Annotated in this window: 27 protein-coding genes and 1 riboswitch; of the genes, 12 read left to right on the top strand and 15 right to left on the bottom strand. The window is 65.1% G+C overall.

Annotated features, from left to right (window positions below):
* Window positions 1-9: 9 nt before the first annotated feature.
* From JEY66_RS36770 to JEY66_RS36755, 4 genes are all read left to right on the top strand, one after another.
* Window positions 10-1,089, top strand: a complete 1,080-nt coding sequence (locus JEY66_RS36770; RefSeq protein WP_018269805.1) for a branched-chain amino acid aminotransferase — start codon at window positions 10-12, stop codon at window positions 1,087-1,089.
* Between the two features lie 143 nt (window positions 1,090-1,232).
* A complete protein-coding gene (gene hisS / locus JEY66_RS36765; protein WP_016844488.1) occupies window positions 1,233-2,726 on the top strand; it encodes a histidine--tRNA ligase in 1,494 nt (497 codons plus the stop codon).
* A gap of 119 nt (window positions 2,727-2,845) precedes the next feature.
* Window positions 2,846-3,049 carry a tautomerase family protein gene (locus JEY66_RS36760; protein WP_018269806.1) on the top strand — a complete coding sequence of 68 codons (204 nt, stop codon included), beginning with the start codon at window positions 2,846-2,848 and terminating at the stop codon, window positions 3,047-3,049.
* A gap of 175 nt (window positions 3,050-3,224) precedes the next feature.
* Window positions 3,225-3,635, top strand: a complete 411-nt coding sequence (locus JEY66_RS36755) for a thioesterase family protein (protein ID WP_016844490.1) — start codon at window positions 3,225-3,227, stop codon at window positions 3,633-3,635.
* A gap of 95 nt (window positions 3,636-3,730) precedes the next feature.
* On the opposite strand, the gene proC is transcribed toward JEY66_RS36755, so the two are convergent.
* Together proC and JEY66_RS36745 are read right to left on the bottom strand one after the other, a co-directional pair.
* Complete coding sequence (gene proC / locus JEY66_RS36750) at window positions 3,731-4,606, bottom strand: pyrroline-5-carboxylate reductase (protein ID WP_018269807.1); 876 nt, start codon at window positions 4,604-4,606, stop codon at window positions 3,731-3,733.
* A gap of 131 nt (window positions 4,607-4,737) precedes the next feature.
* Window positions 4,738-5,238, bottom strand: coding sequence for a type III secretion system chaperone family protein (locus JEY66_RS36745; protein ID WP_016844492.1), 501 nt, complete (start codon window positions 5,236-5,238; stop codon window positions 4,738-4,740).
* Window positions 5,239-5,678: 440 nt separating this feature from the next.
* Window positions 5,679-5,833, top strand: a riboswitch (FMN riboswitch).
* Window positions 5,834-5,911: 78 nt separating this feature from the next.
* Here JEY66_RS36745 and JEY66_RS36740 point away from each other — a divergent pair.
* Together JEY66_RS36740 and JEY66_RS36735 are read left to right on the top strand one after the other, a co-directional pair.
* Window positions 5,912-6,493 (top strand): 6,7-dimethyl-8-ribityllumazine synthase, encoded by a 582-nt coding sequence (locus JEY66_RS36740; protein WP_016844493.1) that lies wholly within the window; start codon window positions 5,912-5,914, stop codon window positions 6,491-6,493.
* Window positions 6,494-6,596: 103 nt separating this feature from the next.
* Complete coding sequence (locus JEY66_RS36735) at window positions 6,597-7,403, top strand: SDR family NAD(P)-dependent oxidoreductase (protein ID WP_016844494.1); 807 nt, start codon at window positions 6,597-6,599, stop codon at window positions 7,401-7,403.
* 268 nt (window positions 7,404-7,671) lie between these two features.
* On the opposite strand, the gene JEY66_RS36730 is transcribed toward JEY66_RS36735, so the two are convergent.
* The 7 genes from JEY66_RS36730 to JEY66_RS36700 form a co-directional block, all read right to left on the bottom strand.
* Entirely contained in the window at window positions 7,672-8,625 is a 954-nt protein-coding gene (locus JEY66_RS36730) for a ribose-phosphate pyrophosphokinase (protein WP_026192263.1), read from the bottom strand.
* A 180-nt stretch (window positions 8,626-8,805) separates the two neighbouring features.
* Window positions 8,806-9,414: a hypothetical protein gene (locus JEY66_RS36725; protein WP_016844496.1), complete on the bottom strand. Its 609-nt coding sequence runs from the start codon at window positions 9,412-9,414 to the stop codon at window positions 8,806-8,808.
* Between the two features lie 102 nt (window positions 9,415-9,516).
* Entirely contained in the window at window positions 9,517-10,449 is a 933-nt protein-coding gene (locus tag JEY66_RS36720; RefSeq protein WP_016844497.1) for a MerR family transcriptional regulator, read from the bottom strand.
* A 135-nt stretch (window positions 10,450-10,584) separates the two neighbouring features.
* The gene (pgeF, locus tag JEY66_RS36715) at window positions 10,585-11,352 is read right to left on the bottom strand and encodes a peptidoglycan editing factor PgeF (protein ID WP_016844498.1); all 768 of its coding nucleotides are present in this window, start codon (window positions 11,350-11,352) and stop codon (window positions 10,585-10,587) included.
* Complete coding sequence (locus JEY66_RS36710; protein ID WP_050999499.1) at window positions 11,349-12,407, bottom strand: class I SAM-dependent methyltransferase; 1,059 nt, start codon at window positions 12,405-12,407, stop codon at window positions 11,349-11,351. Before JEY66_RS36710 ends, pgeF begins: the two co-directional genes overlap by 4 nt.
* A 99-nt stretch (window positions 12,408-12,506) precedes the next feature.
* Entirely contained in the window at window positions 12,507-13,349 is an 843-nt protein-coding gene (gene lgt, locus JEY66_RS36705) for a prolipoprotein diacylglyceryl transferase (RefSeq protein WP_018269810.1), read from the bottom strand.
* Window positions 13,350-13,364: 15 nt separating this feature from the next.
* A complete protein-coding gene (locus tag JEY66_RS36700; protein ID WP_018269811.1) occupies window positions 13,365-14,099 on the bottom strand; it encodes a dienelactone hydrolase family protein in 735 nt (244 codons plus the stop codon).
* A 178-nt stretch (window positions 14,100-14,277) separates the two neighbouring features.
* On the opposite strand from JEY66_RS36700, the gene JEY66_RS36695 reads away from it, so the two are divergent.
* From JEY66_RS36695 to ychF, 4 genes are all read left to right on the top strand, one after another.
* Entirely contained in the window at window positions 14,278-14,538 is a 261-nt protein-coding gene (locus JEY66_RS36695) for an accessory factor UbiK family protein (RefSeq protein ID WP_016844503.1), read from the top strand.
* Between the two features lie 262 nt (window positions 14,539-14,800).
* The gene (locus tag JEY66_RS36690; protein ID WP_018269812.1) at window positions 14,801-15,523 is read left to right on the top strand and encodes a 50S ribosomal protein L25/general stress protein Ctc; all 723 of its coding nucleotides are present in this window, start codon (window positions 14,801-14,803) and stop codon (window positions 15,521-15,523) included.
* Between the two features lie 55 nt (window positions 15,524-15,578).
* A complete protein-coding gene (pth, locus tag JEY66_RS36685; RefSeq protein ID WP_018269813.1) occupies window positions 15,579-16,193 on the top strand; it encodes an aminoacyl-tRNA hydrolase in 615 nt (204 codons plus the stop codon).
* Between the two features lie 122 nt (window positions 16,194-16,315).
* Window positions 16,316-17,413: a redox-regulated ATPase YchF gene (gene ychF / locus JEY66_RS36680; protein ID WP_018269814.1), complete on the top strand. Its 1,098-nt coding sequence runs from the start codon at window positions 16,316-16,318 to the stop codon at window positions 17,411-17,413.
* A gap of 204 nt (window positions 17,414-17,617) precedes the next feature.
* Here ychF and JEY66_RS36675 read toward each other — a convergent pair whose 3' ends face one another.
* Complete coding sequence (locus tag JEY66_RS36675; RefSeq protein ID WP_018269815.1) at window positions 17,618-17,893, bottom strand: metal-sensitive transcriptional regulator; 276 nt, start codon at window positions 17,891-17,893, stop codon at window positions 17,618-17,620.
* Between the two features lie 65 nt (window positions 17,894-17,958).
* On the opposite strand from JEY66_RS36675, the gene JEY66_RS36670 reads away from it, so the two are divergent.
* The gene (locus JEY66_RS36670; RefSeq protein WP_016845091.1) at window positions 17,959-20,352 is read left to right on the top strand and encodes a heavy metal translocating P-type ATPase; all 2,394 of its coding nucleotides are present in this window, start codon (window positions 17,959-17,961) and stop codon (window positions 20,350-20,352) included.
* A gap of 224 nt (window positions 20,353-20,576) precedes the next feature.
* Here JEY66_RS36670 and dapA read toward each other — a convergent pair whose 3' ends face one another.
* From dapA to trxB, 3 genes are all read right to left on the bottom strand, one after another.
* A complete protein-coding gene (dapA, locus tag JEY66_RS36665) occupies window positions 20,577-21,491 on the bottom strand; it encodes a 4-hydroxy-tetrahydrodipicolinate synthase (RefSeq protein ID WP_016845092.1) in 915 nt (304 codons plus the stop codon).
* Between the two features lie 529 nt (window positions 21,492-22,020).
* Window positions 22,021-22,941: a LysR family transcriptional regulator gene (locus JEY66_RS36660; RefSeq protein WP_026192264.1), complete on the bottom strand. Its 921-nt coding sequence runs from the start codon at window positions 22,939-22,941 to the stop codon at window positions 22,021-22,023.
* 2 nt (window positions 22,942-22,943) lie between these two features.
* Window positions 22,944-23,909, bottom strand: a complete 966-nt coding sequence (gene trxB, locus JEY66_RS36655) for a thioredoxin-disulfide reductase (protein WP_016845094.1) — start codon at window positions 23,907-23,909, stop codon at window positions 22,944-22,946.
* Between the two features lie 283 nt (window positions 23,910-24,192).
* Here trxB and JEY66_RS36650 point away from each other — a divergent pair, with 283 nt between their 5' ends.
* The gene (locus JEY66_RS36650; RefSeq protein WP_016845095.1) at window positions 24,193-24,672 is read left to right on the top strand and encodes an Lrp/AsnC family transcriptional regulator; all 480 of its coding nucleotides are present in this window, start codon (window positions 24,193-24,195) and stop codon (window positions 24,670-24,672) included.
* Window positions 24,673-24,810: 138 nt separating this feature from the next.
* Here the strand turns inward: JEY66_RS36650 and JEY66_RS36645 are convergent, their stop codons facing one another.
* The gene (locus tag JEY66_RS36645) at window positions 24,811-25,206 is read right to left on the bottom strand and encodes a DoxX family protein (protein WP_016845096.1); all 396 of its coding nucleotides are present in this window, start codon (window positions 25,204-25,206) and stop codon (window positions 24,811-24,813) included.
* 353 nt (window positions 25,207-25,559) lie between these two features.
* A complete protein-coding gene (greA, locus tag JEY66_RS36640) occupies window positions 25,560-26,033 on the bottom strand; it encodes a transcription elongation factor GreA (RefSeq protein ID WP_018269816.1) in 474 nt (157 codons plus the stop codon).
* Window positions 26,034-26,090 lie beyond the last annotated feature (57 nt).

Raw genomic sequence — 26,090 nt, 5'->3', positions numbered from 1 at the left:
GCAAGAAAAATGACTTTGAAATTTGACATCCAGCCTTCGCCGAATCCGACGTCCGACAAGGATCGCGCGGCGAAGCTCGTGGACCCCGGCTTCGGCCGGGTCTTTACCGATCACATGGCGATCGTCCGCTACAGCCAGGGCAAGGGCTGGCACAGCGCCCGCGTCGAGGCCCGCGCGAGTTTTCCGCTCGATCCGGCCGGTGCGGTGCTGCACTACGCCCAGGAAATTTTCGAAGGCCTCAAGGCCTACAAGCGCGACGATGGCGGCGTGAACCTGTTTCGCCCCGACGCCAATGCCCGCCGCTTCCATGATTCGGCCGAGCGCATGGCGATGGCGCCGTTGCCCGAGGATCTGTTCATCGATGCGGTCGAGCAGCTGGTGCGGATCGATCGCGCCTGGATTCCGGGCGGCGAGGGCAGTCTCTATCTGCGGCCCTTCATGATCGCGAGCGAGATCTTCCTCGGCGTGAAGCCGTCGGCCGAATACATCTTCTCGGTCATCGCCTCGCCGGTCGGCTCCTATTTCAAGGGCGGCCCGGCGCCGGTGTCGATCTGGGTGTCGGAGAATTACACGCGCGCCGCCATCGGCGGCACCGGCGCCGTCAAGTGCGGCGGCAATTACGCCGCCAGCCTGCGCGCGCAGGCCGAGGCGATCGAACGGGGCTGCGACCAGGTCGTGTTCCTCGATGCGGTCGAGCGCCGCTACATCGAGGAGCTCGGCGGCATGAACGTGTTCTTCGCGTTCGACGACGGCTCGCTGCTGACGCCGCCGCTCGGCACCATCCTGCCCGGCATCACCCGCGACTCGATCATCGCGCTTGCCAAGGATGCCGGCACGCGTGTGCGCGAGGAGCCCTATACGATCCAGCAATGGCGCGCTGACGCCGCCAGCGGCAAGCTGAAAGAGGCGTTCGCCTGCGGCACCGCGGCCGTCATCTCGCCGATCGGCAAGGTGTGCTCGGCGAGCGGCGATTTCCAGATCAGCGGTGGCGTGGCCGGCCCGGTCGCCATGGGCCTGCGCAAGAAGCTGGTCGACATCCAGTACGGTCGCACCAACGACCCGCATAATTGGATCAGGAACGTCCAGTGACGGACGCAACGTCATTTCGGGGCGAGGCGCAGCATCGAACCCGGAATCTCGAGATTCCGGGTTCGCGTCGTTCGACGCGCCCCGGAATGACAGCGTAGCGGCACCGGTTGCCGCCTTGCGCGCCGGCTGGTAAACGGCCGCTCATGGCCGAGAAACCCAAAAAACCTCAGAAGCTGAAGGCGCGCCTGCCGCGCGGGCTGGAAGATCGTGGCCCGGCCGCGATTAATGCCACGCGGGCGATGGTCGAGAAGATCCGCGCCGTCTACGAGCTCTACGGCTTCGAGCCGGTGGAGACGCCGGCGATGGAATACACCGACGCGCTCGGCAAGTTCCTGCCCGACCAGGACCGGCCCAACGAGGGCGTGTTCTCGTTCCAGGACGATGACGAGCAGTGGATCTCGCTGCGCTACGACCTGACCGCGCCGCTGGCGCGCTATGTCGCGGAAAACTTCGACGCGTTGCCGAAGCCTTATCGGTCCTATCGGTTCGGCTACGTCTTCCGCAACGAGAAGCCCGGTCCCGGTCGCTTCCGCCAGTTCATGCAGTTCGACGCCGACACGGTCGGATCGGCGACGCCGGCGGCCGACGCCGAGATCTGCATGATGGCAGCCGACACGATGGAAGCGCTCGGCATTCCGCGCGGCTCCTATGTCGTGAAGGTGAACAACCGCAAGGTGCTCGACGGCGTGCTCGAGAGCATCGGACTGCGTGACGATTTCAGCCGGAAGCTGATTGTGCTGCGGGCGATCGACAAATTTGATCGATTGGGACCCGAAGGTGTCCGCGCCCTGCTTGGAGAGGGGCGCAAAGACGAGAGCGGTGACTTCACTAAAGGCGCGGGTTTGACGGCGGACGCAGCTGAGCGCGTTCTCAACTCAACGTGTCCACAGGAGGGCACGAATGCTGAGGTTATTGCCAATCTTAGGAAGCTGTCGGACACGGCGATAGGTGGCGAGGGGATCTCTGAACTAGAAGCGATCTCAAATCTTGTAACTACATCTGGTTACGAAGGTCGCATCCGCATCGATCCCACCGTCGTTCGCGGCCTCGAATATTACACCGGCCCCGTCTACGAGGTCGAGCTGCTGCTTGACACCAAGGACGAGAAGGGCCGCCCGGTGCGGTTCGGCTCGGTCGGCGGCGGCGGCCGCTATGACGGCTTGGTCTCGCGCTTCCGCGGCGAGCCGGTGCCGGCGACCGGCTTCTCGATCGGCGTATCGCGCCTGCAGGCCGCGCTGACGATGCTCGGCCAGCTCGATACGCAGGCGGAGTTCGGCCCCGTCGTCGTCACCGTGTTCGACCGTGACCGCGTCGCCGACTACCAGAAGATGGTCGCGCAGCTGCGCCAGGCCGGCATCCGCGCCGAGCTCTATCTCGGCAATCCGAAGAACATGGGCAATCAGCTCAAATATGCCGATCGCCGCAACTCGCCCTGCGTGATCATCCAGGGCTCGGACGAGAAGGCGCGCGGCGAGGTGCAGATCAAGGATCTGATCGAGGGCGCCAAGGCCGCCGCCGCGATCGCCTCCAACCAGGAATGGCGCGAAACGCGTCCGGCGCAGTTCTCCTGCGCAGAAGCCGATCTGGTCGCCAGGGTCCGCGAGGTCCTGGCGCGGCATGACGTGGCGTGGGGATAGCCATTCGCTTGTGACGTCATGCCCGGCCTTGTGCCGGGCATCCACCTCTTGTTTGATGCGCGGCGACGTGAATGGCCGGGACGAGCCCGGCCATGGCGATAACAAGAGGGAGAGCAACAATGCCTGAGATCACCGTGAGCATGGCCGCCGGCCGCACCGACGAGCAGAAGCTCGGCATGATGCGCGACATCACCCAAGCGCTGGTGAAGAATCTCGGCGTCGATGCCGACGCGGTCGTGATCCAGATCAACGAAGCGCCGCTGCATCACAAGATGAAGGGCGGCAAGTCGTTCGTCGAGCGCGCGGCTGCGGCGAAGAAGTAATTCACCTCTGTCGTCCCTGCCGAGTGCGCAATTGCGCACGGGAGCAGGGACCCACAACCACCGATGCCGGTGATTGGCGAAGGCTGTAGCCACAGCCTTCGACCAATTGATATTCGTGGTTATGGGTCCCGGGTCGCGCTTCGCTTGCCCGGGACGACATCTGTTTTGAGGCCACATGGACGCACGCGACTTCATCAGGATCGGCATGAGCGCCGAGCGCATGCTCGTGGTGCCGCCGGAGCGCACCGTCGGGCATTTCGTGGCGGGCATGCCGATGGTCTATGCGACGCCGATGATGATCCTCGAAATGGAGATGGCGTCGGGCGACGCCATCCGCGCCGCGCTGCGTCCTGGCTGGGTCACGGTCGGGACCGAGGTCGATATCCGTCATCTCGCCGCTGCCCTGGTCGGCGCCACCGTGCGGACCACCGCGAAGGTGGTCGCGGTCGAGCGCCGCGTGATCCGCTTCGAGGTCGAGGCTTTTGAGGGCACGCGCAAGCTCGGCGAAGGCCGCCACGCTCGCGGTTTGATCAATGTCGAGAGTTTTAACAAGCGGCTTGCCGGGATATCGGGCCAAGCGCAGTAGGCGGCCTGTGTTGTCGCGCGTCAATCCACTTGTTCGAACGTCATCCCGGCGCAAAGGCAAAGCCTTTGCGCGGGGGTGACGGGCTTGTCAGTGTGTTACTTCGCCAATTCCTTCGAGCGACGCGTTGCCGCGGCGATGGCGCGGGTCATCAGCGGCTGCATGCCGTCATTCGCCATCAGCACCTCGAGCGCCGCAGCGGTGGTGCCGCCGGGCGAGGTGACGTTCTGCCGCAGGGTCGCGGAGGGCAGATCCGAGCGATGCAGCAATTCGCCGGAGCCGGCGACGGTCGCGCGCGCCAGCGTGGTCGCGAGCTGCTCGGGCAGGCCGGCCGCAACGCCGGCACGCGCCAGCTCCTCGGCGAGCAGGAACACATAGGCCGGGCCCGAGCCGGAGACCGCGGTCACCGCGTCCATCAGGCTCTCATCGTCGACCCATTCGACGAGCCCGGTCGCTTTCAGCAGCGCATCGGTCATCGCGCGCTGCGCGGCGGTGACGCGCTTCGACGGTACCGCAACCGTGATGCCGCGGCCGATCGCTGCCGGCGTGTTCGGCATCGCGCGCACCACGGCGCCGCCGACAACCTCTTCCAGCGCTGACATGGTCGTGCCGGCCATGATCGAGACGACGAGCGTCGAGGGGCCGACGAAGGATTTCAGCGCGGCGCCGGCGTCGCGGAATGATTGCGGCTTCACCGCGACGACAAGGGTGTCGACCGTGCCGAGATCCTTCGCTTGCGGATTGAGCCGCACGCCCTTTGCGGCAAGCGCGGAAATCTCCGGTGAGAGATGCGGGTCGATCACCGCGACACGCGCGGGCGCGAGACCCTGCGCGAGCCAGCCGGTCAGCATGGCGCCGCCCATCTTGCCCGCGCCCGCAAGCGCGATGGTGCCGGTCGAATTTTTCAGTGCGCTGCTCGTGCTCACAGGCGTCTCCACAAACCCGGTGTCGTCCCGGCGAAGGCCGGGACCCATAACCACAGGCGGTTCTATTGAGACGAGCGATCAGCCACAAGCAGTTTTGCGTAAGCTCCATGGCCGCGGAGTATGGGTCCCGGCCTTCGCCGGGATGACACCGAACGAGTGGAAGCGCTGGAGCGAAACCGTTACGCCTCGCCCTCGGTGTCGAACATCGCCGCGGCCATCGCCTCGGCGGTCGACTTGCCGGCCCACACCACGAACTGGAACGCCGGATAGTAGCGCTCGCAGGCGTGGATCGCGTTGACCACCATGGCCTCGCACTGCGCGGTGGAGGCGGTGAGGCCGCCCGGCAGCACCAGCGCCTGACGGTGCATCACCATGCCGGTGTGGGTCCACAGGTCGAAATGGCCGACCCACAATTGTTCGTTGATCGCGGCGACCAGCCGCTGCACCTCGGCGCGGCGCGCCTGCGGCATCTTCATGTCGAAGGCGCAGGCGAGATGCAGCGCCTCGATCTCGCCCATCCAGGTGAACGAGAGCTGATAATCGATCCAGTCTCCCTTGGAGACGATCGTCACCTCGTCTTCGCCGGAACGCTCGAACGCCCAGTTGTTGTCGGTGGCGATATCCTCGACCACCGCAAGCGGGTTGTTCCGGGAATCGATAATGCTTTCGAGGAGGGACATGCCGTCTCGGACCTTGTTCTTATGATCGCTTGATACGCACACGGAAGCCGGCACTTGCGACATACTGCGTCGTGGCCGAGTGCAGTTCCTGATGCGGGCTTCCGGATGCCCCTGGACCTGACGCCGATGAAGTGATGTGATTTGCGGAATCCGCGCAACCGCACGCCGAGTCCGTCCACAGCCAAAGCGCGCATCGTCCACAGCTGATCTCCGCCACATCTGTGATTTTGAGAACAAATCGGAATCTAGGCGTTCGCGTAACGCTTTGTTAACCATTTGCCGGCGCTTCGCCGCGCCTGTGAATCAGTCGTCGGCCCTCACATCAACCTCGCAGAGCCGCAACGCGCTCATGGGGACATGCCGTTTCCCCATGCCAAAGGCCTTGCCCGGCTGTCGCGCTTTGGTCATATTTCGTCTCAGGCACGTCCATCCCGGGCGCGCCGAGTTCTCAGGGCGGGGTGAAAATCCCCACCGGCGGTAAGGGTGATGAGCCCAAGCCCGCGAGCGCCTTCCTTCCGCGAAGCCGGGGGAAGGGTCAGCAGATTCGGTGCAATTCCGAAGCCGACGGTTACAGTCCGGATGAAAGAGAACGGTTGCGGCAGCCAACGCGATTTTCGCGTGGGCTCGTGTCGTTGTCCGTGTGCCCTGATTCTGGTCCTGAAAGAGGAAAGCCATGAATCAGATGTTGCAAGACCAAGACGTTCAAGCTTCTCAAGTCCAAACCCCCCAGGCAGAAAACGCTCCCGATACGCCGGCAAATCCGCCGGCGCCGCAGCATCCGCACTTCGCAAAGCCGCAGCGCGTTGCCTTCGTGCAGTCGTCCTGGCATCGCGAGGTGGTGGAAGAGTGCCGCATCTCGTTCCTGAAGGAGATCGAGGCGCGTCACATCACCAATGTCGACGTGTTCGAGGTGCCGGGCTCGTTCGAGATCCCGCTGCACGCACAGCTGCTGGCAAAGACGCGCCGCTACACCGCGATCGTCGCGGCCGGGCTGGTCGTCGATGGCGGCATCTACCGCCACGAATTCGTCGCCGATACCGTGATCAAGGCGCTGATGGATGTGCAGTTGCGCACCGAGGTGCCGGTGTTCTCGGCGGTGCTGACGCCGCAGCAATTCCACGAGACCGAGGTGCATTACGAGTTCTTCCGCAAGCACTTCGTGATCAAGGGGATCGAGGTCGCGGAAGCCTGTGCCAACACGCTGCTCAGCCTCGAACGTCTGCGCGGCCAGGTCGCGGCGGGAATCCCTGGTTAGCATCGGCGGAAAAGCGATTCCGGCATGCGTGCCGGGATCGCTCTCGCCTGCGGCGCGTTCGGTTATGCTTGCGGCATAAAACCAAAACGCGCGGGAGGCGCCCATGACCGAACAACATTCCTCCGACTGGCTCGGCCTGTCGGGCCGCGTTGCCGTCGTCACCGGTGGAGGCGGCGGCATCGGCCGCGCCACCGCCGTCAGTTTCGCGCGGGCCGGCGCCAGGGTCGCCGCGCTCGATCACGACGAGCGCTCCCTTACGGAGACCAAGGCAACGCTTCGCGAGTTCGGCGACGGTCATCTCGTCGCGAGCTGCGATACGACCAGCGAGGACAATGTCGCGGCAGCCGCCGATGCCGTCGCGCGCACGCTTGGTTCATGCGACATTCTCGTCAACACCGCGGCGGTGCTGCGCCCGGGCGGGCTCGATACGCTCGCGCTCGCGGAATGGAATGCGGTGCTGGCGGTCAATCTCACCGGCTACTTCATCTGCGCGCAGGCGTTCGGCCGCCAGATGCGCAAGGCCGGACGCGGCAGCCTTATCCACGTCGCCTCGATCGCCGCCAGCAATGCGCAAGGGCAGAGCGGCGCCTACAGCGTCAGCAAGGCTGGCGTCGTGATGCTCTCGCAGCAACTCGCCGCGGAATGGGGGCCGCATGGCATCCGCAGCAATGTGGTGAGCCCCGGCCTTGTCGTGACGCCGATGAGCCAGGCCTTCTACGACACACCTGGCGTCACCGAGCGGCGCACCGCCGTGGTGCCGATGCGCCGGATCGGCGCACCGCAGGACATGGCGGACGCGACCCTGTTCCTGGCAAGCGATCGCTCGTCGTACGTCAATGGCGAGGAAATCATCGTCGATGGCGGCTACGCGCGGACCCTGATGAGCCACGTGCCGCGGCCGGGGTTCTAGAGCGTTTTCGAGCGAAGTGGATACCGGTTCGCGTGAAGAAAACGCGTCAAAACAAGAATCTGGAGCCCCGTTCCGATTCCATCGGAACGGGAAAAGCTCTAGCGGGTGGCTGCCGCAAACTCGGTGTCGTCCCGGCCTTGAGCCGGGACCCATAACCACCACACCAATGCGAATTGATTTACAACGCTGGAGCCACAGCCTTCGCAACAACAACAACGGCCTGTGGTTATGGATCCCCGCTTGCGCAGGGACGACGGCAAATATCGATTTAATCGAACAGGCTGGAGACCGACTCTTCCGCCGCGGTGCGGCCGATCGCTTCGGCGATCAGGCCGGCGATCGATATCTGGCGGATGTTCGGCGCCTTGTTGACGGCCTCGGTCGGCAGGATCGAGTCGGTGATGACCAGTTCCTTCAGCCGCGACGAGGCGATGCGCGCGGCGGCGCCGCCGGACAGCACGCCGTGGGTGATGTAGGCCGAGACCTCCTTGGCGCCGTGCGCGATCAGCGCCTCGGCGGCGTTCACCAGCGTGCCGCCGGAATCGACGATGTCGTCGACCAGGATGCAATTGTAGCCGGCGACGTCGCCGATCACGTTCATCACCTCGGATTCGCCCGGGCGCTCGCGGCGCTTGTCGACGATGGCGAGCGGGGTGTTGATGCGCTTGGCGAGCCCGCGTGCACGCGCCACACCGCCGACGTCGGGCGACACCACCATCACCTTGGCGAGGTCGAACTTCTCTCTGATGTCGCGCACCATCAGGGGCGCCGCGAAGAGATTGTCGGTCGGGATGTCGAAGAAGCCCTGGATCTGGCCGGCGTGCAGGTCGAGCGTCATGACGCGGTCGACGCCGGCGCGCGAGATCAGGTTGGCGACGAGCTTGGCCGAGATCGGCGTGCGCGAACCGGATTTCCGGTCCTGGCGGGCATAGCCGAAATAGGGCACCACCGCGGTGATGCGGCGCGCCGAGGCACGGCGCAGCGCGTCGGTGATGATCAGCAGTTCCATCAGATTGTCGTTGGCCGGATACGACGTCGACTGCAGGATGAACATGTCCGAGCCGCGGATGTTCTCCTGGATCTCGACGAAGATCTCCATGTCGGCGAAGCGCCGGACCACGGCCTTGGTCAGTTCGATGCCGAGTCCCTTGGCGATGTCCTGCGCCAGCGCAGGATTGGAGTTGCCGGCGACGAGTTTGATTGATCCGTTCTTTGCCGACATCGATGCTTCCCCCCGCGCCTTGCTGGATACGACGTTCAGCATCTCAAGTCCTTACAGAACCGGCGGGTTTTCGGTGCGCGAGGGAATATCAGGCAGGCGCCTCCGATGGCAACCCATTAGCCGGCTTTGGCCGCCGTTTTCCTGGGCAAAAAACGCATTTCCCCGGGAGATACCGGGGTTTTAGTCGGCGGAATAGCCGAGCGCCACGGTCTCGGGCGCGGCAGGGGCCGGGGCGCTTGCCACCGTGGGACCGCGCAGATCCGGTGCCGGGCTGTCCGCCGGGCCGCCATTGAGCATGCTGGAGAGGCCGCTGAAGCCGGCCTGGGCGATCTTGCGCAGCACCAGGTCGTCGGCGGCGGCCCAGGCGTCGCGGCCGGCCTTGCCGGCGGGCTCCTCGCCGGAGAGCCGCAGCGCGCGTTGCTGGTTGCTGTCGTAGACGTCCCACACCCACGAGATCATGGTGCGGCCGCGCACCACCTGCGCCGACAAATAGCTGCGCACGCGATAGGCGGCAGCGCCCTGGCGCGACACGATCGACAGGCTGCGCAGCTTGGACTCGCTGTCGAGCACGCCCACCATGCGGTCGAACACCTGGGGCGGCGGGCCGTCGATCGATTCGAACGCAACGGTCGCGCCGCTGCTTGCCGGCGTGGCCATGGCGTAGGAGTCGGCCACGTTGCCGCCGGCCGCGCAGCCGCCAAGCGCGCACGCGATCGCGAGCCACGTGCCTGCGATCGCGGCACGCGCGGCTGTCCCAGTTTGAAACTGGCGGTTCGACGCTTCCCTCATTGCGTCCTGCGATATCGTTAAAACGGCTTAACGTCTAGGGCAGGACGGCCACAGCACTTAACCGATCCGGGCGGCGCGCCACGAGGTTTCGGATTTCCCTGCTCAGTCAGAGAGATGGTGCCGCATGGCTGCGGTGATCCAGGCCCATTCGCGGTTCGGGCTCGCGTCCGGCGATTGCCCGCGCATGATGGCGACGAGCTCCCAGTAGCGCGCGGCCCGGGCGTCGTGCAGCGCATATTTGCCGCGAATCCAGTTGCGGAATTCCAGATCAGGTTTTCGCTTCAGCAATCGCGCCGATGTTTCCAGCCAGTCGCGCGCCAGCGCCTGGCCGGCCTCCGACGTTGGGCCGAGGTCGCGCGCGATAATCTCCCTGGCTCTCGCCAGCACGATTTCGTTGGCCGCTTGCCAGGCGGCGAGATCCAGCACGTGGTGATTCCAGACGTCCTCCGCGTTGGCGCGGATGTTGGCGACGAGGGAAGGGTCGCTGAGCATCTCCGAAAGCTCGATCCAGGCATCGCACTGCTCGGGCGTCGGCTCGTCGGGCAATTCGGGCACGCTGGTCTCGATCATCTGCCGGATCCATTTCCGGTCGATGTTGACGCCGTCGGACACTTTCTCGAAAAAGCGTTCGACGACGTTGCGGCGCTCGGTGCGGGATAGCTGCGTCATGGTCAAGAATCTCCTCAAGTCTGCTTCGGTGAGTTGCGGTGAACGCAACGCAGCCCGCAGGGCCGAGGCGACGCGGCGCTGGGCCGCGATCTCCGCTTCGAGCGTCTCGAGGCGAAGCCGCAGCGCCTCGACCAGCGAGAGCTGCTTGGTCAGGACCTCACGGATGGCGTCGAGACCGAGCCCCGCATCGCGCAGGCAGCGGATCAGGTCGAGGCGTACCAGTTCGCCGTCGGTGAAGACGCGATAGCCGCTCGCGGTGCGGCCGGCCGGCGGCAGCAACCCCTGGTCCGAATAGAAGCGGAGCTTGCGGACGGAAATTCCGCTGAGCCGCGCCGCCTCGCCGATGCTGTAGGTGCGTTGGGTCATGTGCCGCTTGTCCGGTCTCCAGCAGGTGGAGAGTCAAGCCGCTTGTCGCACAAAAATCGCCCGATTTTATTCTGACGCGTTTCCTCACCGCGAACCGGTATCCAATTCGCGGGAAAACGCCCTGGATGCCCGGCGTCAGCTTTCCAGCGCGATGGCGTGAACGAGCCGGCCGTAATCGGCTTCCTTGCGGTGCACGGAGCGGCGGTAGCTGAAGCAGCGCTCGTCGGAATAGGTGTCGATGCCGAGATCGTCGATCATCAGCACGCCGGCATTTTCCAGCCGCATGCGGATGAAGCCGGCAAGATCGAACATCGCGTGTCCGTCGCGTTCGGCGGGCATGAAGAACATGCCGTTCTCCGCATCGGCCTCGATGAAGCGTTCGACGAATTCGTTGCCGACCTCGTAGGACTCCTTGCGGATCAGCGGGCCGATGGCGGCGACGATGCCGCCGCGCTCGGCGCCGAGCTTCTCCATCGCGTCGATGGTCGATTCCAGCACGCCGGTCAGCGCGCCCTTCCAGCCGGCATGCGCCGCGCCGATCACCCGCGCATTGGGATCGACGAACAGGATCGGGCCGCAGTCGGCCGTCGTGACCGAAATCGCAAGGCCCTCGCTGCGGGTGACGAGCGCGTCCGCCTTCGGGCGCGCGGCGCCGTTCCATGGACCGGTCACGACCACGACGTCAGGCGAGTGAACCTGATGCACGCTGACGAGGTGATCGAGCGGCACGCCGAGCTGCTCCGCCATCCGCCGCCGGTTTTCCGCGACCTTGGCCGGATCGTCGCGCGAGCCGAGCCCGCCATTCAGCGCGGCATAGATGCCCTCCGACACGCCGCCCTCGCGCGAGAAGAAGGCATGGCGCAGGCCCGGAATGGCCGACAGCAGCGGTGATCCCAATGTCATTGTTCGGTCTCGTCAGGCTGATCGCTCAATCCGGCGATCGAGGTGAGGCGCGGGTCGGAGATGGCCATGACCTTGAACATCGAGCCCATCCCGCCGCGCCCGGAATCGGTCAGCCGCTTCAGCGCGCCGGCAATGTCGGCGGAGACTTCGGGGCTTGCTTTCGCCATCAGCCCGGCCGCACGGGCCTCGACGCCGAGGCGCTTGAGGAAGTCGCCCTGCGTCGCCGGTCCGTGGACGCGCGCGCCGACATCCTCGGCGGCCCGCCCCAGGGCCTGGAAATCGACATGCGCGGTCACATCGGCCTGTCCCGGGTTCTTCAGCGGGTCGGCGAAGCTGTGGCGCGCGATCGCCTGGAAGGTGTCGCCGGCGTCGCTGCGCAGATGGCCGTAATCGATGATCAGCGCGGCGCCGTCCTGGTCGCGCAGCCGCGTCGCCAGCTTCATGATCTCGTTGTCGGGCCGCCATTCGAACACTGCGCCGAGCGGGGCGGCGCGCACCAGCGGCGGCAGCAGCACCTCGAAATGTGGCACGGGCTCGGGGGCGGGAGCGAAATACAGGTTGCCGTTGGCATCCATCCCGACCGTGCGCTCGTGCCAGCCGGTCTCGCGGTGGACCATCTGGTGGATCGGCAGCACGTCGAAATATTCGTTGGCGAGGATCACCGCCGGTCCCTCCGGCACGTCGTCGATGTTGTCGTGCCAGGTGATGTTGCGCACGCCCGCCAGCGTCGCGTACTGCTTCTCGCGCAGCACCGGATTGACCTCGACGAGGTGGATGCTGAGCGACTGGTACAGCGGCGGCAGCACGCGCAGCGCGCGCAGCGCGTCCGCCATCATGGTGCCGCGGCCGGGGCCGAGCTCGATCAGGCGGAGCGTCTCCGGCGAGCCGATCGCGCGCCAGATCGAGGCGCTCCACAGCCCGAGCAGTTCGCCGAACATCTGGCTGACCTCGGGCGACGTGGTGAAGTCGCCCTCGCGGCCGAGCGGATCGCGCGACAAATAGTAGCCGTACCGCGGATGCATCAGACACAATTCCATGTAGCGCCAGACCGGCATCGGCCCGGACAGCTTGATCAGCTTCCTGATCTCATCCAGCAGCGGGGAGGGTTCGCTCACGGCCTTCCTTGGATTGCACTTGCTTTGGATTGAACTTGTTCAGGTTGAACTCGGCGCCGGACCGCTCGCCCTGCGGCGGACGGCGGCCGTGATAAGGATAACGCCCACGATGATCATTGGCACCGACAGCAGCATGCCCATGGTTAATCCGCCCCACAGGAAGCCGAGCTGCGGGTCGGGCTCCCTGAAGTGCTCGCCGATGATTCGGGCAACGCCGTAGATCGCAATGAAGCTGCCGAGGATCAGGCCGGGACGCTTGAGCGCGCCCATCCGGATCATGACGGCCAACGCCGCAAACAGCACGATGCCTTCAAGCCCGGCCTCGTAGAGCTGGCTCGGATGCCGCGGCAGCGGCCCGCCATTGGGGAAGATCATGGCCCAGGGCAGGCTCGGATCGGCGTGACGGCCCCACAATTCGCTGTTGATGAAATTGGCGAGCCGGCCGAGGAACAGCCCGATCGGCGCGACCGCGGTGGTGATATCGCCGAGCGACAGGATCGGGATGTTGTTGCGGCGGGCAAACAGCATCACCGCTGCGACGCAGCCGAGGAAGCCGCCGTGGAACGACATGCCGCCCTTCCACAATTCCAGGATTTCGGCCGGATGCGCGATGAAGAAGGGCAAATTGTAGAACAGCACATAGCCGGTGCGGCCGCCGACGATGATGCCGATGGTGACCCAGAGGATGAAATCGTCGAGCTGCGGCAGCGTGATCGGCGCCGGGCCGCCCCACAGCCGTTCCTTCTTGATCAGCGAGCGGGCGTAGATCCAGCCCAGCACGATGCCGACGATGTAGGCCAGCGCATACCAGCGGATCACGATCGGGCCGAGCGAGAGCGCGACGGGATTGAACACCGGAAAGTCGATCAGCAGGAACGGCATCGTGCGTCTTGAGACTCAGCTCACGAGGTTGCGGCGGTAAAGCGCCAGCAGCCGCTCCCAGTGACGTTCGGCGGCGTCGCGGTCATAGACCGGACGCTTGGGGAACGCAAAGCCGTGATGCGTGCCGGGATAGATCTCCACCTCGTTGTTCGATCCCTTCATGCCGGCCTTCACCTGCTCGATGATTTCCTGTGGCGCGTAGATATCGGTCTCGGCGCAGGCGAAATAGAGTTCGGCCTTGGTCTTTTGCGCGGCAAGATGCGGACTGTCGGGCTGGTCGGTCGCCAGATGGGTGCCGTAGACCGAGGCGGCGGCCTTGACGCGATCGCCGAAATGCGTCGCCGCGTTCACCGCATAGCGGCCGCTCATGCAATAGCCGACAGTGCCGATGATGCTGGTGTTCGCGGCCTTCTGCGTCTCGGCATAGGCGAGCAGGCCTTTGGTGTCTTCCATGACCAGCGGAATGTTGAGCGAGTGCATCAGCTCGAACATGCGCTTGCGCTCGGGCGATTCCGGATCGGGATTGATCGGGCCGAGCTCCATCACGCCGGCGCGGTAATACATATTGGGCAGCATCACATAATAGCCCGACGTGCCGAGCCGGCGCGCCATGTCGCGCAGCTCCTCGCGGATCGCCGGCGCGTCCATGTAGAAGATGACGACAGGGAAAGGGCCGCCGCGCTCGGGATGGGTGATGAAGGTGGTGGTCTTGCCGTCCTTGGTCGGGATCTCGACGGTCTCTTCGATCATGGCGTTTCTGCTCGCGTTATGTGTGCGATTTCTGTTGTGAGTTCATACGATTGCAAGGAAACCGGAGCATGACAAGGCAAGCCTCGGGAGGCCTGCCATTCGCGGCGGACTTGAACCGGATGGCTGAGATCGCCATTGTCTTGGGCGCGAGGCCAGTGAACGCGGAGAGTTTTGCGAGATGACCCAGACCAGCAACCGGTTTTTCGATGAGATCGGCCGTCTGATGAACGATGCCGCGGGCGCTGCCCAGGGCGTCAAGCGCGAGGTCGACACGGTCATGCGCAACCAGGCGGAACGGATCCTGCGCGACCTCGACGTGGTCAAGCGCGAGGAGTTCGACGCGGTCAAGGACATGGCCCGCCTGGCGCGCGAGGAGAACGAGGCGCTGAAGGCGAGGGTCGCCGCGCTGGAGGCCAAGCTCGGCGGTTCGGCCGGCTGAAACGGCATGTAGCCCGGATGGAGCAAAGCGAAATCCGGGACCACTGCCTCCGCGGGGCCGGCCCCGGATTGCGCTTCGCTCCATCCGGGCTACGCCCCGTCTTGGGGCATCAAGAAAAATCCCTTCATTTCCTTGTCATTTCGGCCCTTTGGGGCTAAAAGCCCGCCACGTCCGCGGCCCCCGCACCCCTGGAGGCTTGCTGTGGACCTGAGCATGGGCCGCGCTGCGGCCTTTAACTTTTTAAATACAAGGACTTAACGCTATGGCGACCGTCAAGGAATTGAAGGCGACCGCGCGTCCGAAGAGCGGCAAGGGGGCCGCCCGGGCAGAGCGTCGCGCCGGGAGAGTTCCCGGAGTGATCTACGGAGACAACCAGCCCCCGGTGACCATCTCGGTCGACGATCGTGAACTGCGCCAGCGCATCCTGGCGGGCCGGTTCCTCACCACGCTGTTCGACATCGATCTCGAGGGCAAGAAGCATCGCGTGATTCCGCGCGACTACCACCTCGATCCGGTGAAGGACTTCCCGCTCCATGTCGACTTCATGCGGCTCGGCGAAGGAGCCACCATCCGCGTCAGCGTGCCGCTTCACATCGTGAACGGTGAAAGTTCGCCGGGCGTCAAGCGCGGCGGCACCGTGAACATCGTCACCCACGCGCTCGATCTCGAGTGCTCGGTCGACAACATTCCGCAATACATCGAGGCCGACGTCGGCGCGCTGGAGATCAGCTACTCGCTGCATCTCTCCGACGTCAAGCTGCCCACGGGCGTGAAGTCGCTGACCCGCGAGGACGCAACCCTGGTCACCATCGTGCCGCCGTCCGGCTACGCCGAAGAGCAGAAGGCCGCGGCTGCGGCGGCTGCCGGTGGCGCTGCTCCGGCCGCGGGTGCTGCAGCTCCGGCCGCTGCGGCGGCTCCGGCTGCGGGTGCTGCGGCTCCGGCCGCGGGTGCCAAGGCTCCCGCCGGTGGCGACAAGAAGAAGTAATCGATCAGGTCGGCGCGCGATCGTCTGATGGCGCGCCGACGCGGGATGCCGCGCCATGCGCCTTTTTGTCGGTCTCGGTAATCCCGGCGCGAAATACGCCAGCAACCGGCACAATATCGGTTTCCTGGCGGTCGATGAGATTGCACGGCGTCATGGTTTCGCACCATGGCGCCGTCGCTTTCAGGGTGAGACCTCCGAGGGCGTCGTCGATCGTGAGAAGGTCGTGCTGCTGAAGCCGACCACCTACATGAACGAGTCCGGGCGCGCGGTGCAGGAAGCGGCGAACTTCTTCAAGCTCGCGCCCTCCGACATCACCGTGTTCCAGGACGAGCTCGAACTGCCGCCCGCCAAGGTGCGGGTCAAGATCGGCGGCGGGATCGCCGGCCATAACGGGCTGCGCTCGATCTCCGCGCATATCGGCAACGAGTATCGGCGGGTGCGGCTCGGGATCGGTCATCCCGGCGTCAAGGAGCTCGTGCACAGCCACGTGCTGTCGGACTTCGCCAAGAGCGACCGGGCGTGGGTGGAGGCCTTGTGCCAGGCCGTCGCCGACAATGCCGGCCTGCTGGCGACCGGGCACGACGCGTCGTTCGCCAACAAGGTGCATCTGACGATGCAGGCCAAGGGGTTTTTCGACAAGGGTGAGGACGGCGGCGAGAAGCCGTCTTGATTCCCTTGTCGTCATGCCCGGCCTTGTGCCGGGCATCCACGTCTTACTTGCCGCGTGCACGGTAAGACGTGGATGGCCGGGACGAGCCCGGCCATGCCGGATCAGAGAATGTTGAGGAAGACATGGGATTCAAATGCGGGATCGTCGGGCTGCCTAACGTCGGCAAGTCGACGCTGTTCAATGCGCTGACCGAGACGGCGGCCGCCCAGGCGGCGAACTATCCGTTCTGCACCATCGAGCCGAATGTCGGCGAGGTCGCGGTACCGGATCCGCGGCTGGAGAAGCTCGCGGCGGTCGCGAAGTCGGCGCAGATCATTCCGACGCGGCTGACCTTCGTCGACATCGCGGGCCTCGTCCGCGGCGCGTCGCAGGGCGAAGGTCTCGGCAACCAGTTCCTCGCCAACATCCGCGAGGTCGACGCCATCGCCCATGTGGTGCGCTGCTTCGAGGATTCCGACATCACCCATGTCGAGGGCAAGATCGCGCCGCTCGCCGACATCGAGACCATCGAGACCGAGCTGATGCTGTCCGACCTCGACAGCCTGGAGAAGCGCGTCGACAACCTCTCGAAGAAGGCCAAGGGCAACGACAAGGAAGCCAAGGAGCAGCTCGAGCTCGTCAACCGCGCCCTGGTGCTGCTGCGCGACGGCAAGCCGGCGCGCGCGCTCGAGCGCAAGCCGGAGGAGGAGCGAGCGTTCCGCATGCTCGGGCTCCTGACCTCGAAGCCCGTGCTCTATGTCTGCAACGTCGAGGAAGGCTCGGCCAAGGACGGCAACAACTTCTCCAAGGCGGTGTTCGAGCGCGCCAAGGAGGAGGGCGCGGTCGCGGTCGTGATCTCGGCCAAGATCGAATCCGAAATCGCGACGCTGTCGCGTGAAGAGCGCACCGACTTCCTGGAGACGCTGGGTCTGGAAGAGGCCGGGCTCGATCGGCTGATCCGCGCCGGCTACCGGTTGCTCGATCTCATCACCTATTTCACCGTCGGCCCGAAGGAAGCGCGCGCCTGGACCATCGACCGCGGCACCAAGGCGCCTGCCGCCGCCGGCGTGATCCATACCGATTTCGAGAAGGGCTTCATCCGCGCCGAGACCATCGCCTATGCCGATTACATCGCCGGCAACGGCGAAGCCGGCGCGCGCGACGCCGGCAAGCTGCGGCTTGAAGGCAAGGAGTATGTCGTCGCCGACGGCGACGTCATGCATTTCAGATTCAATACCTGAGCGCGATCTCTCCCCAACGTCGTCCCGGCGAAGGCCGGGACCCATAACCACCGGCTGCGGTTATGAAGCACGCCGGGGCCCCAGCTCGCACAAACAACCACTCCCTGTGGTTGGGTCCCGGCCTTCGCCGGGACGACACCGAATGTGCGGTGCTGCTCTCGACTCCGTCGAAAGCAGTGAGCGCGCCGTGGCAACGGCTACACCTCATCTATCCGCACGCCCGATCACGTCCATCAGCTCGGCGATCTTGCGCCGCTGGTCGGCCTTGTCGCCGGACGAGATCGCATGCTCGACGCAATGCGCCACATGATCGCGCAGGACCTCTTCCTCGACGCGGCGCAGTGCCGCGCGCGCGGCCGCGATCTGCGTCACCACGTCGATGCAATAGCGGTCGTCCTCGACCATGGCGGCCAACCCGCGGATCTGACCTTCGATCCGTTTGAGCCGTTTTAAGCAGGATGTCTTGACCTCGTCTCTCATAGGCCTCATATACCCCCCTAGGGTATACAAATCAAGAGGCCGGGTTAGCGGCCGGGAAGAGTTTCGTGGCACACGCAAAGCACGACCATTCGCACGCGAATCATCACCACAACGGCGCGGCCGCGCATTCCTGCTGCGGCGGCAAGCATGATCACGACACGACGCCGGCCGAGGCGGCGTTCGCGATCGATCCGGTCTGCGGCATGAAGGTCAACCCGACGACCGCCAAGCATCGCTTCAGCTACAAGGGCGAGGAGTACCTGTTCTGCAGCGGCCGCTGCCGCGAGCGCTTCGAGGCCGAGCCGGAGAAATTCCTCAAGCCGCGTGAACCCGAACCGCCGGCGCCCGCGGGCACCATCTACACCTGCCCGATGCATCCCGAGGTGCGTCAGGTCGGCCCCGGCAGCTGCCCGATCTGCGGCATGGCGCTGGAGCCCGAGCAGGTCTCGCTCGACGACGGACCGGATCCTGAACTGATCGACATGACGCGGCGATTCTGGATCGGCCTCGCGCTGACCTTGCCGGTGTTCGTGCTCGAGATGGGCAGCCATCTCGGGCTGATGCATCTGGTGCCACAGGGCTGGTCGAACTGGATCTCACTCGTGCTGGCGACGCCGGTCGTGCTGTGGGCCGGTGCGCCGTTCTTCGTGCGCGGCTGGCAGTCGCTGGTCACCCGCAATCTCAACATGTTCACGCTGATCGCGATGGGCACGGGCGTCGCCTATGTCTACAGCGTGGTCGCGACGCTGGCGCCGCAGCTGTTCCCGCCTGCGTTCCGCGACATGCACGGCGCGGTCGCGGTGTATTTCGAGGCGGCGGCCGTGATCACGGTGCTGGTGCTGCTCGGCCAGGTGCTGGAATTGCGCGCCCGCGCGCAGACCTCGGGCGCGATCCGCGCGCTGCTCGGCCTCGCGCCCAAGACCGCGCGGCGTGTCACCGAGCATGGCGACGAGGACATCGACATCGACGCGATCAAGGTCGGCGACCGCCTGCGCGTGCGGCCGGGCGAGAAGGTTCCGGTCGACGGCGTCGTCGTCGAGGGCAGTGCGGTCATTGACGAGTCCATGGTTACCGGCGAGTCGATGCCGGTCGCGAAGGCCGAAGGCGAGAGGGTGATCGGCGGCACGGTCAACCAGAGCGGCGGCCTCGTGATGCGCGCCGAGAAGATCGGCCGCGACACCATGCTGTCGCGGATCGTCGACATGGTGGCGAAGGCGCAGCGCTCACGCGCGCCGATCCAGCGGCTGGCCGATCGTGTCGCCGGCTGGTTCGTGCCGGCGGTGATCGCCGCCGCCGTGCTCGCCTTCATCGCCTGGACGCTGTTCGGCCCCGAGCCGCGCCTGACCTTCGCGCTGGTCGCCGCCGTCACGGTGCTGATCATCGCCTGCCCGTGCGCGCTGGGATTGGCGACGCCGATGTCGATCATGGTCGGTGTCGGCCGCGGCGCGCATTCCGGCATCCTGATCCGCGACGCGCAGGCGCTCGAGCGGATGGAGGCGATCGATACGCTCGTCATCGACAAGACCGGCACGCTCACCGAGGGCAAGCCGAAGGTCGTGCGCGTCATTGCCGCCGCAGGGTTCGACGAGAGCGATCTGCTGCGCATTGCCGCCAGTGTCGAGCAGGGCAGCGAGCATCCGCTGGCGCAGGCGATCATCGCCGCTGCCAGGGAGCGCAAGCTTGCATCCGCCGTCGTCAGCAATTTTGCCTCGCCCTCCGGCAAGGGTGCGACCGGCACGGTCGAAGGCAGGCAGGTTGCGCTCGGCAACGCGGTGCTGATGGCCGAACTGAAGATCGCGACGGCAGCGCTCGACGAGGCGGCCGAGGCCGCGCGGCGGGACGGCGCGACGGCGATCTATGTCGCGGTCGATGGCCGCATCGCCGGGGTGATCGCGATTGCCGATCCGGTCAAGCCGTCCGCGACGAGCGCGCTGCAGGCGCTGCGTGCCGAGGGCCTGCGCATCGTGATGTTGACCGGCGACAATGAGACCACCGCGCGGGCGGTGGCAAAGACGCTCGGCATCGACGAGGTCGAGGCCGGCGTTCTGCCGGAGCGCAAGAGCGAGGTCGTGCAGCGGCTGCGCGGCGAGGGGCGCACCGTCGCAATGGCAGGCGACGGCGTCAATGACGCGCCGGCGCTCGCCGCTGCCGATGTCGGCATCGCGATGGGCGGCGGCACCGACGTCGCGATCGAGAGCGCCGGCATCACGCTTTTGACCGGCGACCTGATGGGCCTCGTGCGCGCGCGGCGGCTGTCGGTCGCGACCATGCGCAACATCCGCCAGAACCTGGCGTTCGCGTTCGTCTACAATGCGGCCGGCGTGCCGATCGCGGCCGGCGTGCTGTATCCGCTGTTCGGCATCCTGCTGTCGCCGATGGTCGGCGCCGCCGCGATGGCGCTGTCCTCGGTGAGCGTGATCGGTAATGCGCTCAGGCTCTCGCGGGTGAAGCTGGATTGAGCTTTCTTACCTCGCCCCGCTTGCGGGGAGAGGCATAGGCCGCCTCCGGCGGCCGTGGCTAAGGACGCCGAAGCAGAGCTTCGGCTATGTCCCATCGCAAGATGCGATCCGGGTGAGGGGGACTCTCCACGAGTCTATCTCTCGCCGTTTGCGCGGAAGCAGCCCCTCACCCCAACCCTCTCCCCGCAAGACCGGGGCGAGGGAGCAGAGTATGGCCGGGGCATTCACGCCGGCAGCAGCAACTGCGCGCGGCGTTCCATCTCGGCGTCGAGCCAGGTTGCGAGATCTTCGCTCACCGCGACCATCGGCAGCCGCACCTCGGGGCTGTCGATCAACCCCTGCCGCCACAGCCAGTGCTTGGCCGGCGCAGGGCTCGGTTCGGCGAACAACAGCCGCGTCAGGCCGACGACGCTCTGCCAGGCGGCCAGCGCCGCGTCGCGCTGGCCCTGCTGCAGCAGCGTGCGGATCGCAGCGAAGGTGTTTGTTTCCAGATGTGCGGACAGCAGGATTGCGCCGTCGGCGCCGTCCGAGAGCGCATCGAAGGTCTGTGCATCCTCGCCGGTCAGCACGCGGAAGCCGGCCGGCCGGCGGTTGAGGAAGTCGATCGACTGCGCGCGGTCGGCGCAGCAATCCTTCATGCCGACGATGTTCGGATGGTCCGCGAGCGCCAGCAGCGTTTCGTTGGTCAGGTTTACCGCCGTGCGATAGGGAATGTTGTAAAGCACGATCGGCCACGACGCGTGATCGGCGAGCGCGTTGAAGTGCTGCACGAGCCCGCGCTGCGAGGGCCTGATATAATAGGGGCTGGCGATCAAATAGCCGTTGATCGGCCAGTCGGCCGTGTCGTCCAGCGCTTCCTTCATCCGGGCGGTCGAGGCGCCGGAGAGCCCGAGACAGACCGGCAAATGGCGGGAGCTGGCACTGAGCTCGTCGAGCACGACGCTCACCAGCCCCTCCAGCTCGTCCATGCTGAGCGCCATGCCCTCGCCGGAGGTTGCGCCGAGAATGAACCCGTCGACGGGGCCATTGGCGTAGTGCCGTACGAGACGCCGCAGCGACGTGACGTCGAGCTCGCCGTTACGGAATGGCGTGATCAGGGGCAGCCAGAGGCCCTGCAATTGCTGGTGTAGATCGGTCATGTTCCATCTCCTCAAGAAGGCAAGGCCGGAGACGGGACCAACAAAAAACCCCGTCCAGGCGGCGGGGTTTCGGGATCGGTTGAATGCGAAGGTGATCTTATCGCGCGCGATCTCGTGTCCCCGGGAGGGGAGCTTTTTTCGACGACAGAACGGCGCACGAAGTCGTGATCATGGGACAATGATGTTGCGCTGCGAGGTTGTTGTCAATGCGCATGCTGATCGGCGCGTGCGGCGCGTTTTGCGCATGACACGGAGGTGAAGAGGCACAGCGATGAAAAAAAGCCGGGCTCGAGTGAGCCCGGCTTAAGGTATTGGCCACGTGAGGCCGACACAATCACCTTCCAAGAGGGATTACTGAACTTCCGCGCCACTGGAGGAGGGGGACATATGCGCGACGCGAACGCTCAGCGTGTAAACACTATGATCCCCATCTGTGCCATGCAGCAACTATCCAGGTCGCATGTCAGTCATGCGGAGACCGGGGGCAGCACCGATAGCCCTATAAACTAGTCCTATAAGGCGGGCTTAATCAGGACGGCCAGCGCTGCGCTTTGCTGACCACGAAGTCGCGAAACACTTGCACTCGGGCCACCGTCTTCAGCTCTTCCGGATAGACGAAGTAGGTGTCGAGCGCGATCGAGTCGGACTCGCCGAACAGCTGCACGAGGTTGTTCTGTTCGACCAGATAGTCCGGCAGCGCGGCGATGCCGAGGCCCTGCTGGCAGGCGCGCACAAGGCCAAGGATGTTGTTGACCTTGAAGTAGGGCTCGCGCGGACCGGAGCCGTTGCGGCCGGCATCGATCAGCCAGCTGCGGTTCTGCAGATGTGCCGGCACCTGTGAGTCGCCGAGCATGATGATGCGATGCGAGTCAAGATCATCGAGCGTGCGCGGCGTGCCGAAGCGCTTGATATATTCCGGCGAGCAATAGGCATGGAAGCCGATCGAGAACAGCTTGCGCTGGATCAGGTCCGGCTGGGTCGGCTTGCGGGTGCGGATCGCGACGTCGGCCTCGCGCATCGAGAGGTCGAGATCCTCGTCAGTGACGATCAGCGAGATCCGGATGTCGGGATAGAGCGCGGTGAACTCGTCGAGCCGCGGGATCAGCCAGTTGATGCCGAGCGCCGGCGGCGTCGTGATCTTGAGGTCGCCGCTCGGCCGCTCGCGGCTGTCGGTGAGCTTTGCGCGGGCCGCCTGCAGCTGCATGAACACGTCATGCGCGGTGCGGAACAGGAGGTCGCCCTGTTCGGTGAGGATCAGGCCGCGGGCGTGGCGGTGAAACAGCGACACCGAGAGCTCCTGCTCCAGCGCGCTGACCTGGCGGGAGACCGCCGATTGCGACAGGCCAAGCTGTTCGCCGGCATGTGTGAAGCTGCCTGCCTCCGCCGCTGCGTGAAAGACCTTCAGCTTGTCCCAATCCATATCCGTAAATCCGTCGCGAGATCGTGCCATGATTATTCCGCCGCTGCGCGATCGCTCGCGCGAAGAGCCAGGAAGCGTTCCGCCTCGAGCGCAGCCATGCAGCCGAGGCCGGCGGCGGTGACCGCCTGCCGGAAGGTTTCATCCGCCACGTCGCCCGCGGCGAACAGGCCGGGCATCGAGGTCGCGGTGGAGTTCGGCGCCACCTCGACATAGCCCGACGGTTTCAGCTTGATCTGGCCTTTGACGAGCTCCGTCGCCGGCGCATGGCCGATCGCGATGAAGACGCCGTCGGTTTTGAGGTTCGTGAGCGCGCCGGTCTTGACGTTCCTCAGCCGCACATGGGTGACCTTGTTCGGGTTCTCCGATCCGCAGATCTCGTCGATCGCCGAATCCCACACCACCTTGATCTTGGGATTCTTGAACAGCCGCTCCTGCAGGATGCGCTCGGCGCGAAAATGATCGCGGCGATGCACGATGGTGACCTGGGAGGCGTGATTGGTCAGGTACAGCGCTTCCTCGACGGCGGTGTTGCCGCCGCCGACCACCACAACGTCCTTGCCGCGGTAGAAAAAGCCATCGCAGGTCGCGCAGGCCGACACGCCGCCGCCCTGGAACTTTGCTTCCGAGGGCAGCCCGAGCCAGCGCGCCTGGGCACCGGTGGCGAGGATCACGGTCTCGGCGAGATAGACGTCGCCGGAATCGCAGGTCAGGCGAAACGGGCGCTGGCCGAGTTCCAGCTTGTTGACGAGATCGGTGACGATCTTGGTGCCGACATGGGCCGCCTGCTTCTCCATCTGCTCCATCAGCCAGGGGCCCTGGATCACATCGGCGAAGCCGGGATAGTTCTCGACGTCGGTGGTGATGGTGAGTTGCCCGCCCGGCTGGATGCCCTGGATCAGCACCGGCTCGAGCATCGCGCGTGCCGCGTAGATCGCTGCGGTGTAGCCGGCGGGGCCGGACCCGATGATGACGACCTTGGCGTGGACAGGCGCGGGCATTAGCTGATCCCTCTCTTCTGGGGACTTTGACGGGGACTTGTGTGGGAAGCACCCCGGAGGCGGGTCACGGCGGTGCTAAAAGTGTCAAATCCAAGTCTAGGATATCTGGCAAGCTATGCAAGATTTGCAATCCATGGCAGCGATTTTTCCCCGGAACTGAAGGTCACATTCGCGAAATCGTGCGCTGCACGCGCAATAAAATTGCGCAGTGCCGGCTGGCTGCGCTATGAGAGTTGCCGGCGGACCTGCCAAGCCATCCAAACCCCTAGGGAACTGTAGTCGCGTGTCGAAGAACCTTGACGAGATCGACCTCAAAATCCTCGCCGAGATCCAGGCCGATGGCCGAATCACCAATGTGGAACTGGCCAAACGCGTCGGTATCTCGCCGCCGCCCTGCCTGCGCAGGGTCCGGGCGCTGGAGGAGGAAGGCTACATCCAGGGATACCGCGGCCTGCTCGATCCGCGCCGCCTCGGCTACGACGTCACGGTGTTCGCCTCGGTGCATCTGTCGAGCCAAGCCGACGCCGACCTCCGCGCCTTCGAGAATTTCGTGCGCGCCGAGCCGCTGGTGCGGGAATGCTGGATGCTGTCGGGTGAAGTCGATTTCATCCTCAAATGCGTCGCGCCCGACATGGCGACATTCCAGGATTTCGTCACCCACCTGACGGCCGCGCCGCATGTGCGCAACGTCAGGACGTCGCTGGTGCTGCACAATTCGAAATACGAGGCCGCGGTGCCGCTGGGATTGAAGGCGGTCGGCTGAGTCCGCATTCAATCGTCATTGCGAGGAGCTCGCGACAAAATTGCGAAGCAATTTTGCGCTGAAGCGACGAAGCAATCCATGCTCCCGCTTGCAGTGAGGTGGATTGCTTCGCTTCGCTCGCAATGACGATGTTGTCCGTTACCTCTTCCCCATCGCAGCGTCGACGCTGATCGGACCTGGACCCGAGGTCGCAAGGTAGAGGCAGGCAAAGCAGAACGCGATCGCCAGACTGCCGTTGTTGAGCAGCGGATAGAAGCCTTTCGGGAAGTGGCCGATGAAGTAGGCGAAAGCCATTTCACCCGCCAGGATGAAGGCCACGATCCGTGAAAACAGGCCGATCATCAGCAGCCCGCCCAGGACCAACTCGAGCGCGCCGGCGGCTCCGATCAACGAGAACAGTTCGACCTTCTCGAACATTGTCCCGGGCGGGAACTTCAAAAGCTTGGCGACGCCGAACTGAAACAGCAGCAGTCCGGTGATGAACCGGAACAGGCTGAGTGCCACCGGCTGAAACTTGGATAGCATCTGGTCCATTGTCATTTACCCCCTGTTTGACACACTGGAACGTTGCACGAAGCAGAAACACACGGTGTCCGCCACCGGAGTGTGATGTCAACACCTCGCGCCTGGAATCATTCCTCGCACGACGGCAGTTGCGAGAGAACGCGGCAGCGGCACGGTGACGCGCAGTGATGCGTGTTGCGACGCCATCGTCAGCCGGAACTCCTTCTCCCGACATGATTATGCTGCATAAACATGTCACGGCCTCACTGGCATGGCGTGCAGCGGCTCTCCATTCACATTGCTGTCAGACCGGGGAGAAACGCGGGGCATAAAAAAAGCCGCGTGCGAGACGCGGCTTTTTTGCACCAGTCACGTGAAGGTAACTACCGCCACTCGACCTTGGTGATCTCGTAGGCCTTGGCTCCGCCCGGCGCCATCACCTCGACGGTGGTCCCCTTCTTCTTGCCGATCAGCGCGCGCGCAAGTGGCGAGGTGATGGAGATGCGGCCTTTCTTGGCGTCGGCCTCGACTTCGCCGACGATCTGCCACACCGCCTTCTTCTCGGTGTCCTCATCGATCAGCGTCACGGTCGCGCCGAACTTGATGGTGTCGCCTGACAGTTTCGAAATGTCGATGATGTCGGCGCGCGCGAGCTTGTCCTCGAGCTCGGCGATGCGGCCCTCGTTGTGCGACTGCTCTTCCTTGGCGGCGTGATACTCGGCGTTCTCCGAGAGATCGCCGTGCGAGCGCGCTTCCGCGATGTGTTCGATGATGCGCGGACGATCCACCGATTGGCGATGCTTCAACTCGTCCGTCAGCGCGGCGTATCCGCCCGCGGTCATCGGAACCTTATCCATCATCTTCGTCCTTCATCGCGCGCGCCCGGCGGCCGTGCACGAATATCCAGTTCAGCT

The sequence above is a fragment of the Bradyrhizobium elkanii USDA 76 genome (assembly GCF_023278185.1).
Lineage (GTDB): Bacteria > Pseudomonadota > Alphaproteobacteria > Rhizobiales > Xanthobacteraceae > Bradyrhizobium > Bradyrhizobium elkanii.
Note: the sequence above shows the minus strand (reverse complement) of the source record. Positions and strands in the feature narration are given on the sequence as shown.

Coding starts and splice junctions, on each gene's coding strand:
- JEY66_RS36725 (WP_016844496.1), bottom strand. CDS start 9,414: ATGAGGGAAGCGTCGAACCGCCAGTTTCAAACTGGGACAGCCGCGCGT.
- JEY66_RS36730 (WP_026192263.1), bottom strand. CDS start 8,625: ATGTCGGCAAAGAACGGATCAATCAAACTCGTCGCCGGCAACTCCAAT.
- JEY66_RS36660 (WP_026192264.1), bottom strand. CDS start 22,941: ATGGCACGATCTCGCGACGGATTTACGGATATGGATTGGGACAAGCTG.
- proC (WP_018269807.1), bottom strand. CDS start 4,606: ATGGGTCCCGGCCTTCGCCGGGACGACACCGGGTTTGTGGAGACGCCT.
- greA (WP_018269816.1), bottom strand. CDS start 26,033: ATGGATAAGGTTCCGATGACCGCGGGCGGATACGCCGCGCTGACGGAC.
- JEY66_RS36700 (WP_018269811.1), bottom strand. CDS start 14,099: ATGATCGAAGAGACCGTCGAGATCCCGACCAAGGACGGCAAGACCACC.
- JEY66_RS36735 (WP_016844494.1), top strand. CDS start 6,597: ATGACCGAACAACATTCCTCCGACTGGCTCGGCCTGTCGGGCCGCGTT.
- JEY66_RS36675 (WP_018269815.1), bottom strand. CDS start 17,893: ATGAGAGACGAGGTCAAGACATCCTGCTTAAAACGGCTCAAACGGATC.
- ychF (WP_018269814.1), top strand. CDS start 16,316: ATGGGATTCAAATGCGGGATCGTCGGGCTGCCTAACGTCGGCAAGTCG.
- JEY66_RS36690 (WP_018269812.1), top strand. CDS start 14,801: ATGGCGACCGTCAAGGAATTGAAGGCGACCGCGCGTCCGAAGAGCGGC.
- pth (WP_018269813.1), top strand. CDS start 15,579: ATGCGCCTTTTTGTCGGTCTCGGTAATCCCGGCGCGAAATACGCCAGC.
- pgeF (WP_016844498.1), bottom strand. CDS start 11,352: ATGACATTGGGATCACCGCTGCTGTCGGCCATTCCGGGCCTGCGCCAT.
- JEY66_RS36745 (WP_016844492.1), bottom strand. CDS start 5,238: ATGTCCCTCCTCGAAAGCATTATCGATTCCCGGAACAACCCGCTTGCG.
- JEY66_RS36695 (WP_016844503.1), top strand. CDS start 14,278: ATGACCCAGACCAGCAACCGGTTTTTCGATGAGATCGGCCGTCTGATG.
- JEY66_RS36755 (WP_016844490.1), top strand. CDS start 3,225: ATGGACGCACGCGACTTCATCAGGATCGGCATGAGCGCCGAGCGCATG.
- lgt (WP_018269810.1), bottom strand. CDS start 13,349: ATGCCGTTCCTGCTGATCGACTTTCCGGTGTTCAATCCCGTCGCGCTC.
- dapA (WP_016845092.1), bottom strand. CDS start 21,491: ATGACCGATCTACACCAGCAATTGCAGGGCCTCTGGCTGCCCCTGATC.
- trxB (WP_016845094.1), bottom strand. CDS start 23,909: ATGCCCGCGCCTGTCCACGCCAAGGTCGTCATCATCGGGTCCGGCCCC.
- JEY66_RS36710 (WP_050999499.1), bottom strand. CDS start 12,407: ATGCCGGTCTGGCGCTACATGGAATTGTGTCTGATGCATCCGCGGTAC.
- JEY66_RS36760 (WP_018269806.1), top strand. CDS start 2,846: ATGCCTGAGATCACCGTGAGCATGGCCGCCGGCCGCACCGACGAGCAG.
- JEY66_RS36770 (WP_018269805.1), top strand. CDS start 10: ATGACTTTGAAATTTGACATCCAGCCTTCGCCGAATCCGACGTCCGAC.
- JEY66_RS36720 (WP_016844497.1), bottom strand. CDS start 10,449: ATGACCCAACGCACCTACAGCATCGGCGAGGCGGCGCGGCTCAGCGGA.
- JEY66_RS36740 (WP_016844493.1), top strand. CDS start 5,912: ATGAATCAGATGTTGCAAGACCAAGACGTTCAAGCTTCTCAAGTCCAA.
- JEY66_RS36645 (WP_016845096.1), bottom strand. CDS start 25,206: ATGGACCAGATGCTATCCAAGTTTCAGCCGGTGGCACTCAGCCTGTTC.
- hisS (WP_016844488.1), top strand. CDS start 1,233: ATGGCCGAGAAACCCAAAAAACCTCAGAAGCTGAAGGCGCGCCTGCCG.